The 12802-nt window shown below is 64.4% G+C and carries 10 protein-coding genes; 3 read left to right on the top strand and 7 right to left on the bottom strand.

Going from position 1 to position 12802, the window contains the following annotated elements:
* From QJT78_RS36410 to ndk, 4 genes are all read right to left on the bottom strand, one after another.
* Positions 1-1108: PepSY-associated TM helix domain-containing protein (locus tag QJT78_RS36410; RefSeq protein ID WP_281460450.1), on the bottom strand; the 1108-nt coding region annotated here is incomplete at its 3' end.
* A 12-nt stretch (positions 1109-1120) separates the two neighbouring features.
* On the bottom strand, positions 1121-3166 hold the full coding sequence (locus QJT78_RS36405; RefSeq protein WP_080586728.1) for a TonB-dependent siderophore receptor: 2046 nt from the start codon (positions 3164-3166) through the stop codon (positions 1121-1123).
* Positions 3167-3800: 634 nt separating this feature from the next.
* Positions 3801-4661 carry a TerC family protein gene (locus QJT78_RS36400; RefSeq protein WP_028147758.1) on the bottom strand — a complete coding sequence of 287 codons (861 nt, stop codon included), beginning with the start codon at positions 4659-4661 and terminating at the stop codon, positions 3801-3803.
* 41 nt (positions 4662-4702) lie between these two features.
* Entirely contained in the window at positions 4703-5125 is a 423-nt protein-coding gene (gene ndk / locus QJT78_RS36395) for a nucleoside-diphosphate kinase (protein WP_027535388.1), read from the bottom strand.
* Between the two features lie 310 nt (positions 5126-5435).
* Here ndk and QJT78_RS36390 point away from each other — a divergent pair, with 310 nt between their 5' ends.
* The 3 genes from QJT78_RS36390 to QJT78_RS36380 all read left to right on the top strand — a co-directional run bounded on the left by QJT78_RS36390 (position 5436) and on the right by QJT78_RS36380 (position 8000).
* Positions 5436-5690 (top strand): sulfur globule protein precursor, encoded by a 255-nt coding sequence (locus QJT78_RS36390; RefSeq protein ID WP_281460449.1) that lies wholly within the window; start codon positions 5436-5438, stop codon positions 5688-5690.
* A 216-nt stretch (positions 5691-5906) separates the two neighbouring features.
* Positions 5907-6080, top strand: coding sequence for a hypothetical protein (locus QJT78_RS36385; protein WP_166096073.1), 174 nt, complete (start codon positions 5907-5909; stop codon positions 6078-6080).
* A gap of 57 nt (positions 6081-6137) precedes the next feature.
* Positions 6138-8000 carry an ABC-F family ATP-binding cassette domain-containing protein gene (locus tag QJT78_RS36380; protein WP_038944463.1) on the top strand — a complete coding sequence of 621 codons (1863 nt, stop codon included), beginning with the start codon at positions 6138-6140 and terminating at the stop codon, positions 7998-8000.
* Positions 8001-8083: 83 nt separating this feature from the next.
* Here QJT78_RS36380 and QJT78_RS36375 read toward each other — a convergent pair whose 3' ends face one another.
* The 3 genes from QJT78_RS36375 to QJT78_RS36365 form a co-directional block, all read right to left on the bottom strand.
* Positions 8084-9049 carry a tripartite tricarboxylate transporter substrate-binding protein gene (locus tag QJT78_RS36375; protein ID WP_028147756.1) on the bottom strand — a complete coding sequence of 322 codons (966 nt, stop codon included), beginning with the start codon at positions 9047-9049 and terminating at the stop codon, positions 8084-8086.
* A gap of 177 nt (positions 9050-9226) precedes the next feature.
* Positions 9227-10675, bottom strand: coding sequence for an HlyD family type I secretion periplasmic adaptor subunit (locus tag QJT78_RS36370; protein WP_028147755.1), 1449 nt, complete (start codon positions 10673-10675; stop codon positions 9227-9229).
* Positions 10662-12794, bottom strand: a complete 2133-nt coding sequence (locus QJT78_RS36365) for a type I secretion system permease/ATPase (RefSeq protein ID WP_038944464.1) — start codon at positions 12792-12794, stop codon at positions 10662-10664. Before QJT78_RS36365 ends, QJT78_RS36370 begins: the two co-directional genes overlap by 14 nt.
* Between the last annotated feature and the right edge of the window lie 8 nt (positions 12795-12802).

The raw sequence follows: 12802 nt of genomic DNA, 5'->3' as shown, positions 1-12802 counted from the left end.
ACGCCCTCCCGACGCAACGACAAAACCGTAAAGCCCCGCGTTCAGCATAACCCGGCAGGAATCCACTTAAATCCAGCGGGGCGCTGTCCAAACAACCGGGGCCAGCTCTATCCCCCATCGACATCGCGGCCGAAGTGCGATCGTGCACCACTGCGCCGCTCCATGGATCGAGCCAGATCGCCCCTCGGGCACGTACCGCGGGATCAGCACCCTCAGCCCGGAACTGCACGCGCCACGTGTTGCGCGTTTCGGTGGGCGGGCTCAGCATGGCAACCGCCATGCCCGGCTTGGCCGCTTGCGCGTTCCGCATGATCGCATCGGGTGATAGCCGCGGTGTCCCCGTGGACGGCGGCGCTTCGATCCGCGGCGAGGGATCGGCTGTCGGTTGCGACACAAGGCCAACGATGGGACGCACGACGTCGGGAAAGATGATCCCGACGCCGGTCATCGAGATCACCGTGAGCGCGAACAGCGCCCAAAAGCCGGCCGTTCCGTGGACGTCGAAAACAAATCGAAGCAGCGAAACGTCCCTGCGGACCGACACCGATCGCCAGAATCGACCCGGCCTCGGCCACCACAAGATGAGGCCTGACATAGCCAAGCCGAGCAGCATGAACCCGGCAACGCCGACCAGCTCTTTGCCCCACCACTCATAGAGCAGCAGCGTGTAGTGAAGACGATAAACCTTGAGGGAGAACGCGTTGATGTAGTCACGCCGCCCGAGCACCTTCCCGTTCGAAGGATCGACCATGGTCGTCCAACGATTCGGGTAGCGGCCTTTCGCAGTTTCATGCGCATGTATCACGACCCAGACCGGCCAGGTCCGATCCGGCGCGAGGATCGTGGCAATCGGCGCGGGATCCGCTGCCGCGGCCGCGCGCATCACCTCGCTCAACGTAGCCTCTCGTTCCTGACCGGCGGGAGTGTAAAGCGCCGGGTTCAGGGCGGCGTCGATTTCCCGATAGAAGACGATGAAGCTTCCCGTGAGACCGATCAGCACCACGACGATGCCGCCGAGCAATCCGAGCCATCGATGAGCCCACAGAAGCCCGCGCCGTGCGCGTCCGGTGAGGTTCGGGGCCGGCAACATCGCCATCGCGCGCGTCAAAGCCGACCCGCCTCAGAAATCCGTCGACATCGACAATAGCAGGGTTCGCGGTGCACCTTGCGACAATGCGGAGAAGCTCGCCACGCCCGCCCAGTAATTGGTATCGAACACGTTCTGAACCAGGGCCCGCAGCGTCACCGGCCGGTTATTGATCCGCGTGTTGTAGCGGGCACCCAGGTCGAGCCTCGTCCAGGCCGGAACGACCTGCGTGTTCGCCGCATCCAGATATTGGTGTCCCGTATAGATGGTGTTTGCGATCAGCGTCAGTCCGGGTGCGAACGGCGTGTCCCATTCGGCGGACAGGTTTGCCTGCACCTGAGGCACACCGATCGGCGTCTTGCCGAGATTGGTTGGCGTGCTTGTCTTTGTCAGCTCCGCATCGATCAACGTCACGCCGCCAAGGACTCGTATGCCCGGCTGCACCTCTCCGAATACAGTGAACTCCAGGCCGCGATTGCGCTGTTCGGCGTCGGCCCGGAAGATCCTGTCGATACCCAATTGTCCCGACGGCTTGGTGATCTGGAACACGCTGATCGTGGTGGCCAGCATTCCGAAGTCGACCTTGACGCCTGCCTCGTGCTGCTTGCTGAAGTAAGGCGCAAGAACCTCCCCCTGATTGCTCGCGGTCGTCGGTGCGATGTCGCCCTTGCTGAGCCCTTCGATGTAGTTGGTGTAGAGCGAAACGTTGCTCCAGGGCTTGACGACGAGGCCGACCATCGGCGTGAGCGCCGTCTGGTCATAGGAGGACGTGACCGCTCCCGTGATGGTATTGAAGTTGTTGGACTTGACCCCCTGCTGGCGCACGCCGACGGTCAGCTGAAGGCGCTCCTGAAAAACCGACAAAGTGTCAGCCAGCGCAAGGCCGGTCAGTTCGGTATCCGAAAGCTTCGGAACAGTCGCGGGAGCAGCAACGAATTGCTCAGGACGGGCGATCGGCGCATAGATGTTGGACAGAACCGGCGTCCCAGACACAGAGCCCCGTGAGATCTGATCCGTGTAGTAGCTGCCCTGGAAACTCACGGCGTGACTGATCGCGCCGATCTCAAACCGGGCGCGCACACCGGCGTCGGCGACATTCCGGTCGATATCGAATTTGAAGCGTCCCGGTGTCGACGTGGTGTTGCCGGCCGCGTTCAGGATCGTCGGCGTGCCGAACAAGCGATCGACCTGGGTCCTGCCGCCACCGCCGTCGGCGAACACCGTCACGGACTCCGTCACATCGTATTCGGCGCGCGCCAGCAGCGAGTTGTCATGAACCTTGGCCCATTCCCAGGCCTGCGTGACATTGCGCCTCCCGACCGGCGCGGTCGGGACAGCTACGCCTGTTGCGACCAGAAACGGTCTCGTGGGCGCATCGAACTTTTCTTCCTGATCGATGAAGTCGAGCGAAGCTCTGAATTTCTCACCGCGATAATCGAACGCCGCGGCGCCGACATGCGCCTCCCGGTTCTGGTTGTCCAGCGGCGTATCACCATTGTGATAGCTGCCATTGACGCGGATTCCGAATTCGCGGTTCTCGCCGAACCGTCGGCTGACGTCGAGATGCGTGCCGAACTGGCTGTTCGTCGCGTAGTCGGTCGTAACCCGTGTGAGATCGACATCAGAGGCACGCTTCGGGACGATATTGATGGTGCCTCCGACGCTGCTGTTCGGGGCCATCCCGTAAAGTAGCGCGGCCGGGCCCTTGATGATCTCGATCCGTTCGACGTAGTCGGTGAAGACACGGTAGTTCGGTGCTACACCGTAGACACCGTTGAAGGCAATTTCTCCGACATTCCCCTCGCCGATCGGAAAGCCGCGGATGAAGAAAGAGTCGAGAATGCCGCCGGTCTGGCCGGTGAAACGGACCGAAGGGTCGTTGCTGACGACGTCGGCTATCGTGCTGGCCTGCTGATCTTCGATCTTCTTCGCCGTGTAAATCGTGATGTTGAACGGCGTGTCCATGAAATCCTTGTTGCCCAGCAAACCGATCTGGCCTCCGCGGGCGACCTGCCAACCTGAGTAGGAGGGCGGGAGTGCGCCGGGCCTTGCGGCAGCGGGCTTCGCTTCCGCCTGCATCCTGGCCCGCTCATTCGCGGGCGCGCTTTGACGGCCGGCCCTTCGACTTGGGTTCAAACGCGGGCGTGCACGCTGCTTCGGCACGTCGGCGGTGACGGTCATCGCCGGCAAGGCTGTCGCGGTCTCCGGCGCAGCGCTTTGCGCGCTGGTGCGGTGAAGAAAGCCGTCGCCGAACAAGGCGATGGAGACCAGAGAGGCCACGAAGGCAGTCGGTCTGGAGAACTTCGGATGGGATTTGACGGTAGCGGCAAGAATAGCAACAGGGCGGCAGGTGGCTCTCGACGACATCTCTCAACAGCTTCCGGTTTGACAGGAATAAATACCGGAGCGACGTGCCGCGGCATGAGCCGCCAAGTCAATAAAAACGCCTTTATTTTCAGTAGTTTATAATAAGTCAAAGTCTAAATCGCGCAGAGGTTGAGAGCGCTGTGGGTCACCCACGAAGGGCCCGGCCGCATTGTGCGTGACCGCCTGACGCGCGGGTCCGCCATGAGACGGCAAGCTCGCCGGCGTGCGGAGCTATGATGACCGGTTCAGTGGGGACGGCTGCTGTCGCAACCTCTGTCGGAATGATCGCGCGCAAGACCTCTCCCCGCCGGGAAGAGGCAAGCAAAACCAGATCATGCCGTGGAGATTACTCCGCCGAGGCCTTGGCGTGACGCTCTGAGGACTCCAGCGCGGCGGCGCTCAGGCTGCGCCGGCGCCAGATGCTGCCGACGACCAGCACGACGACGACGCCGAGAGCTGCGCAGAGATATTCGCCGCCTCCGCCGCCGTGGGCGAATTGCGGCGGGATGCGAAGTGCGCCGAGCATGCTGTCCAGCGAGGCACCGAGCGGGCCGTCGAACAGCGTGTGCAGCTTCGGCGCGATGCCGGGATCGGTCGCGATCACCTCGCCCGAGATCCAGCCGAGCAGTGCTGCACCCGCCCAGACCAGGACCGGCAGCTTTGCCAGCAGCGCCATGATCAGGGCCGCACCGGCGACGATCAGCGGCACGCTGACCGCGAGGCCGAGGATCAGCAGCGGCACGCTGCCATTGGCGGCGGCGGCGACCGCAATGACGTTGTCGAGACTCATGACGATGTCGGCGACGACGACGATCTGCACCGCCTGCCACAGATGCGAGGCGGACTCGACGCCCTCCTCGTCCTCGTTCTCCGGCACCAGGAGCTTCGCCGCGATCACGATCAGCGCGAGACCGCCGACGAGCTTGAGGTACGGCAGCTCCATCAGGCTCGCGACGATGCCGGTGAAGATGATCCGCAGCAGCACGGCTGCGCCGGCGCCGAAGATCATGCCCCACAGCCGGTGCCGAGGCTTGAGGCCGCGACAGGCGAGCGCGATCACCAGCGCGTTGTCTCCGGAGAGCAGGATGTTGATCCAGATGATCTTGGCAACCGCAACCCAGAAGGTCGGTTCGGCCATCTCGTTGCGAAACTGGGTGAAGAATGCCCCGATCGTAGCGGGATCGAAGATCTGCCAGAGCCAGTTCACAATACGTCCTTTCGCCCCGTCGATATTAACCTATCGGCTGATCAGCCGACGATCTCGTTGCCCGAGAAGAACTGCGCGATTTCGATCGCGGCGGTCTCCGGCGCATCCGAGCCGTGAGCGGAATTCTCGCCGATCGACTTTGCGTAGAGCTTGCGGATGGTACCGTCGGCGGCCTTGGACGGATCGGTCGCACCCATCGCGTCGCGGTACTTGGCAATGGCGCCCTCGGCTTCCAGCACCTGGACCACCACGGGGCCCGAGGTCATGAACTCGACGAGTTCGCCGAAGAACGGGCGCGCCTTGTGCACGGCATAGAAGGTCTCGGCCTGTTCCTTGGTCATGCGGATGCGCTTCTGCGCGACGATGCGCAGGCCCGCCTTCTCGATCACGGCGTTGACCGCACCGGTCAGGTTACGCGCGGTCGCATCGGGCTTGATGATCGAGAAAGTGCGTTCGATGGCCATAATCTTGTCCTTGAGAAGAAAGCGGTGGTTCGGAGTTGCCGGGCTTATATCGGCGCCTTTGCCGGACGGCAAGCGACCGCCAAAACCGCCCCCGGACGCTTCGCCGCAGGCTGCCCCGCCGGATCTAGTCATGGATTACCGAGATTTCACCCAGATGAACCCAATCTGAAGGCTCCGTTCAGGGCTTGGTTCAGCCTCGCAGGCGTAAGGTTGGACCTATCGAAACCAAAGCCTGATCATCAAGCGGACCGTTTCGGCGGCCTTTCCATCGACGCGATAGCCCCGCGCCGGCAGTCTTTAGGAGATCACCATGTTGAGGAAACTTTCGCTTGCCGCTGTCGCCGCGGTTGCGCTGGGTGCCGCGCTGGCGCCGACCTCCGCCTCCGCTCACTGGCATGGCGGCTGGGGCTGGCACGGCGGCGGCGGTGGCTGGCATCACGGCTGGGGTGGACCGCGCTTCTATGCCGGCGGCCCCGTCTCCTACGGTTGTGGCGGCTGCTACGTGCGCCGGCTGGTCCCGACCCCCTGGGGACCCCGCTGGCGGCTGATCAACCGCTGCTACTGAGCCCGACAGCACCTTCCTGAGGTACCTAGGCCCCCCAGGTACCTTCCAAGCGAAGCCCCGGCGTTCCCCTGCGTCGGGGCTTCGTATTTCGGCGGCTATTGCCCGGCTTCATGCAATTTTTACTAGAGAGCCGGGCAATCTCCGCAAGCGGCGAAACCATTTGGGGGGCCAAGGACTTGGTACCGTGTCATCACTTTGAGAACACGGAACCCCACAATGGCTGGCCTTTTCGCCAATGACAGCGAACAGATCGACCGGCGCACCAGCCGCTCGATTTGCGATGCCGTGGGCGAGCGGCTTCAGCAGAGCCTGCGCCCCGAACCACGGCTCCCGACGCATCTCGAACAGCTCCTCGACGAGTTGAAGCAGCGCGACCGCGATTCGCACTGACGCGAGGCTCACGCAAAAACGGGTTGCGTTCGACGCGCCTTGCGGTGACAAGGCCGCATGCTTGCTATCACCGACCTCTCCATCCGCCTTGCCGGACGCCTTCTGATTGACCAGAGTTCCGTGCAGATCACGCCGGGCGCGCGCGTCGGCATGGTCGGGCGCAACGGCACCGGCAAGTCGACCCTGTTCAAGGTGATCCGCGGCGAACTGGCGGCCGAGCACGGCACGGTCACCCTGCCGCCACGCTGGCGCGTCGGCAGCCTCGCGCAGGAAGCCCCGAACGGGCCCGAAAGCCTGATCTCCGTCGTGCTCAAGGCCGACCTCGAACGCGACGCGCTGCTTCACGAAGCGGAGAGCGCGACCGACCCGCACCGGATCGCCGAGATCCAGACCCGCCTCGTCGACATCGACGCCCATTCGGCGCCGAGCCGCGCGGCCGCGATCCTCTCCGGCCTCGGCTTCTCCGCCACCGACCAGCTTCGCCCCTGCGCCGAATTCTCCGGCGGCTGGCGCATGCGCGTCGCGCTCGCAGCCACGCTGTTCGCCGCCCCAGACCTCCTGCTGCTCGACGAGCCCACCAACTATCTCGACCTCGAAGGCACGCTGTGGCTCGAGGATCACCTTGCGCATTATCCGCGCACGGTGATCGTGATCAGCCATGACCGCGACCTGCTGGAAAGCTCGGTCGACCAGATCCTGCATCTGGAGCGCGGCAAGCTCTCGCTCTACAAGGCCACCTATTCCTCCTTCGAGGAGCAGCGCGCGGCGCGCGAGCTGCTCGATGCCAAGGCGGTCAAGCGCCAGGAGGCCGAACGCGCCCGTCTGCAGGCCTTCGTCGACCGCTTCAAGGCCAAGGCCTCGAAAGCGCGCCAGGCGCAGTCCCGCGTGAAGATGCTGGAGCGGCTGAAGCCGATCACGGCGCTGGTCACCCAGGACGTGCGCGAGATCAGCTTTCCCGCGCCGGAGAAAATCCTGTCGCCGCCGATCATCGCCGCCGACAACGTCGTGGTCGGCTACGATCCGAACACGCCCGTGCTTAACCGCGTCACCTTGCGCGTCGACAATGACGACCGCATCGCGCTCCTTGGTTCCAACGGCAACGGCAAGTCGACGCTGGTGAAACTGCTCGCGGGCCGCCTCGCACCGTTCTCGGGCAAGGTGACGCGTGCCGACAAGCTCTCGATTGCCTATTTCGCCCAGCACCAGCTCGACGAATTGAACGAGGATGCCTCGACCTACGACCACGTCCGCAAGCTTATGGGTGAAGCGCCCGAGGCCAAAGTGCGCGCACGCGCCGGCGCCATCGGATTCTCCGGCAAGGCGGCCGATACCAAGGTCGGGAAATTGTCTGGCGGCGAGAAGGCGCGCTTGCTGCTGGGGCTGGCGACCTTCTTCGGCCCCAACATGATCATCCTCGACGAGCCGACCAACCATCTCGACATCGACAGCCGCGCGGCGCTTGCGGAGGCGATCAACGAATTCCCCGGCGCCGTCATCATGGTTTCGCACGACCGCTATCTGATTGAGTCCTGCGCCGACCAACTCTGGATCGTCGCCGACAGGACCGTGACCAATTACGACGGCGACCTCGACGAGTATCGCCGCCTGGTGCTGTCGGCGCGCAACGGCGAGCCCGCCCCGCGCGAGCGTAGCGCCGCGAGCGAGAAGCCGCAGCGCCCGAGATCGGACAATCGCGGTTCGCTGAAGAAGCGCATCGCGGAAGCCGAGAGCGAGATCGCCCGCGTCAGCGAGATCATCACCAAGATCGACACTGCGCTCGCCCTGCCCGACATCTTCACCCGGGATCCCAAGCAGGCAGCGCAACTGTCGAAGGCGCGCGCCAACGCCGCCGACGCGCTGGCGCGTGCGGAGGAACAGTGGCTGGAGGCGAGCACGCAGTTCGACGAAGCGGCGGGCTAGACTCAAAACCTCGAAAACAACCCCATGTACAGTACGGGTAACATATTACCTGCCTGCAAGCCACTGAGTAGTTGGCCCCTTACTCAATCGGCATACTGCCCCGCCGCCTTGATGATCGGCGCCCAGCGGTCGACTTCGCTGGTCAGCATCGCCCCGAGCGCCTCCGGCGTCGCCTTGTCCTGCGGGACCGGCTCGGTGTTGATGTCGTTGAACCGGGCGATCAACGCGGGATCCCTGAGCGCGGCTTGGAGCGCCGCAGTCAGCTTCTGAACGACCGCGGGCGGCGTGCCCTTAGGGGCATAGAGGCCGTGCCAGACGCCGAGCTCGAACCCCTTGAGGCCGGCCTCGTCGGCGGTCGGCAGATCGGGCAGGCTCTTCAGCCGCTCTTTTGTGGTGACCGCGTAGGCCTTGACCTGCTTGGCCGTGATCGGTCCGGTCGTGTTCGTCGCCTGGTCGCAGGTGAGATCGATCTGCTTGCCGAGCAGATCGTTCATGATCGGCCCATTGCCCTTGTAGGGCACCGTGGTGAGCTGCTTCTGGATCGCCGTCATGAACAGCATGCCGCACAGATGCGATGCCGCACCTAACCCGGCATTGGCGTAAGTCAGCTTGTCGCCCTGCTGCTGGGCGTAGGCGACCAGTTCCTTGAGCGTGTCGGCCGGGAAGTCCGGACGCGCGATGATGGTCATCGGCGCATTGGTCACGAGCCCGATCGGCGCAAAGGCCGTCTTCGTGTCGTAGCTCAGGTTGCGATACAGCGTGGCCGCGGTCGAAATGCCGACATGATGGACCAGCAGCGTGTAGCCGTCCGGCTGGGCGCGCGCGGCGCGCGTCGTGCCGATCGTGCCGCCGGCGCCGGTCGCGTTCTCGACGATGATCTGCTGCCCGAGGGATTTCGCCATGCTTGCTGCGGTCAGGCGCGCGATGGTGTCCGTCGGTCCACCCGCGGCGTACGGCACCAGCACGGTGATGGGCCTGGACGGATAGTCCTGGGCGACCGCCGCGCCGAGCGACAGAAGCAGAGCCGACACGATCGTGATGAAACGCATGTTCCCTCCAAGATTCTTTATCGCGCCATAAAAGCGCATCCCCGGCCGCACGGCCATCAGGAAAGCGACCTCTGCAAAAGTGTCGCAATCACGATGATCCGCGCCGAGAATGGCGACGTCGCCGGCGAGACGAATGGTGGGCAGGCGTGATACGGCTCCGCTGGAGCAAAATGGGATCTACCGCTCCCGCATGATCTCCTGTCGGTAGCGCTGAAGCGGAGACAACAGGTAGCTCAAAATGGTGCGCGAGCCGGTCCTGATCTCCACCGTCACGGCCATTCCTGGTGACAGGCTGACGAGGCGATCGTCCACCTGCATCTGGGTGCGATCGAGCGAGATGCGTGCGCTGTAGCTCAGCTCCTGCCCGTTGGGCTCGCTGCTGTCGCGCTGCGTCCCGAGCGCGCGGTCGCTTCCCGGCGGACGGTCGCGGATGATGGCGTCCTGCGAGACGCTTAGCACCCGTCCCTCCAGCAGGCCGTAGCGGGTGAAGTTGAAGGTGTCGATCTTGACGGCGGCGTCCTGCCCGGCCTCGACGAATCCGATGTCGCGGTTGGAGATCATCGCCTCCACCTCGAGCCGCGTATCTGACGGCACGATCACGAGCAGCGATTGCGCGGGCGTGACCACGCCGCCCACGGTGTGGACCGCAAGCTGCTGCACCACGCCGTCGACCGGCGAGGTCAGCCGCTGGAGCTGGGTCCGCTGCTGCGCCTTGATCAGATCCCGCGCGACGCCATTGGCTTTCTGCTCGCTCTTGGCGAGCTCGTCGGAGAGGCTCTTGCGATACTCCGCCACGGCCTGGGTGCGGGTCTCCCGGATCGCGGCGACGGCTGCCTCGGCTTCCTTCAGATGGCTGCTCTGGACGCGAAGCTCCTCCTGCTGCTCGATCTGGAGCTGAAGGGTCTCGTAATAGGTCAGCTTCGAGCCGATTTCCTTCTCCATCAGAATCTTGCGGATATCGACGCGCTGCTGGGTGACGGGGAGCAACGCATCCAGCTTGTGGATCGTCGCCGCAATGGTCTGATGCTCGGCCTCCTTCTGCGCCTGCTGGCGCGCAAGCGACGCCAATTTGGCGCGATGCTCGCTGACCTGATTGGCAAGAAGCTGCCGCTGTGTCGCGACCAGCGAGGGATCGGCATCCGCAGGCGGGACGAGATCGGTGGAGGCATCTTCGCCGCTTGCCAATGCGGCGCGGAGACGCGCCATATTGAGCCGTTCGGCCATGAGATCGTCATGCAGGTGATCGCGCTCCGCGGCATTCACGGTCGGATCGAGCTCGATCAGCACGTCGCCCGATTTGACCGCCTGCCCGTCCTGCACGTGGATGGCGCGCACGACCCCGGTCTCGAACGGCTGGACCACCTTGCTTCGCCCGCTCGACACCACCTTCCCGGTTGCGGACGCCACGATGTCGATCGTGCCCCATGCCGACCACGCGAGTGCCGCGCAGACAAGGAGCATCAGGGCGATCGCGATGGCCCGGCCGATCGGTGACGGTGGCGCCTCGGCAATCTCCAGCGCAGCGGGCAGGAAGGCGATCTCTTCAGTGCGCCGCCCCTTCGCTTTCTGGAAGGGAACGACGGTCTGCTCCGGCCGCGGGGCCGGCACCGCGCTAGCCGACCTCATAGATCCCTCCCTGGAGACGATGCAGGGCCGCGTATCGGCCACCGGTCTTGATCAACGCGTCATGCGTGCCGTCCTCGACCAGACGGCCGCGCTCCAGCGTGAAGATGCGATCGGCGCCGCGAACGGTGGACAGCCGATGCGCGATGATCAGAACGGTGCGGCCCCTCGCGATCTCCTTCATGTTCTCATGGATGATCCGCTCGCTTTCATAGTCGAGCGCGCTGGTCGCTTCATCGAAGATCAGGATGCGGGGATTGGTCACCAATGCGCGGGCGATCGCGATGCGCTGGCGCTGCCCGCCCGAGAGCGTCGAGCCGCGCTCGCCGACGACAGTGTCGTAGCCTTCGGGAAGCTCCAGAATGAAATCATGCGCGCCAGCAAGTTTTGCTGCGTCCATGACGCGGTCCATCGGCAGGGTCGGATCGGCCAGCGCGATGTTGTCGCGCACCGAGCGGTTGAACAGCATGTTGTCCTGGAGCACCACGCCGATCTGGCGGCGGAGCCAGGCCGGATCGGTCATCACCAGATCCATTCCGTCGATCAGCACGCGGCCGCCTTGCGGAACGTAGAGCCGCTGCACCAGCTTGGCGAACGTGCTCTTGCCCGAGCCCGACGACCCGACGATGCCGACGGTTTGCCCGGCCGGAACATCGAACGAGACGTCATGCAGGATTTCCGGCCCATCGAGCCGGTAGCGGAACGACACGTGCTCGAACCGGATATTGCCCCGGATCGGCGGCAGCCCCGCACGCGCCGCCGAATAAGCCGGCTCTGCCGCGCTGTTGAGGATGTCGCCAAGCCGCGCGATCGAGAGCCGCGCCTGATGAAAATCCTGCCAGACCTGGGCCAGCCGCAGCACGGGCGCCGAAACGCGCCCCGCAAAAATGTTGAAGGCCACGAGCTCGCCGACGGTCAATGCGTCGCCGATCACGAGGCGCGCGCCGACATAGAGAATGGCGGCGGTCACGACCTTGCTGACGAACTGGACGAGCTGGCTTGCGGTGTTGCCGAGGCTGGTGACGCCGAAGCTCGCCGAGACATAGCCGGCCAGCTGCTCTTCCCACCGGCGCTGCATCTGCGGCTCGACCGCCATCGCCTTCAGCGTCTCGATGCCGCTGACGCTTTCGACGAGGAAGGCCTGGTTCTCGGCGCCGCGGCGGAATTTCTCGTCCAGCCTGCGCCGAAACAGCGGCGTCGCCACCGCTGAGATCGCGATGTAGAACGGAAACGATGCCAGCACGATGCAGCTCATCAGCGGCGAATAGGCGAACATCACCGCCAGGAATACCGAGGTAAAGAACAGGTCGATGAGCAGCGTCAGCGACGATGAGGTGATGAAGTTGCGGATGTTCTCGAGCTCGCGAACCCGGGCCACGGAATCACCGACGCGCCGCGCCTGAAACCATGCCATCGGCAATGCCAGAAGGTGATGGAACAGCCGCGCCCCCAGCTCCACGTCGATGCGATTGGTCGTATGCGCAAACAGATAATTGCGCAGGATACCCAGCACCGTGTCGAACAGCGAGACGACGACTAGGCCAACGACGAGCACGTCGAGCGTGGACAGCGAGCGGTGGACCAGCACCTTGTCGATCACGACCTGGAAGAACAGCGGTGAGACCAGCGCGAAGAGCTGGAGGAAGAACGAGGCGGCCAGCACCTCGCCGAACAGCCGCCGGTATTTGCCGATCGCGGCGATGAACCAGGTGATATCGAAATGGCGCCCGAGGTCTGATAGCCCGGCGCGCCGGGCCATCAGGATCAGTCCGCCGTCCCAGATCGCGCACAGCTCGTCGCGCTCCATCAACACCGGGCGCTGTGCCTGCGGCGATTGCACCAGCACCTTGTCGGCGGAGGCTTTCGCGATGACCATGAAGCTGCCGTCGCGCAGCATCGCGATCGCCGGCAGCGGGCTGCCCGAAAGACGACTCCACTGCGTTCGATAGGTTCGTGCCTTGAGGCCGAGAGATTTGGCGCAGCGGATGATCTCCGCTGCGCCAAAGATAGCCGTTCCGGTCCGGTGCCTGAGCTGGTCGCGGTCGGCCGCAACACCCTGCAAATGCAGCAGGGTGAGCAGCGCGTCCAACCCCGTATCGGTCGAGACCGCGTTCGTGGTCATGGGCGTTC

Origin of the sequence: Bradyrhizobium sp. Mp27 (assembly GCF_029953005.1) — a bacterium.
Classification (GTDB): Bacteria; Pseudomonadota; Alphaproteobacteria; order Rhizobiales; family Xanthobacteraceae; genus Bradyrhizobium; species Bradyrhizobium barranii.
The sequence above is the reverse complement of the archived record's forward strand: the minus strand, read 5'-3'. Positions and strand labels throughout refer to the sequence as shown.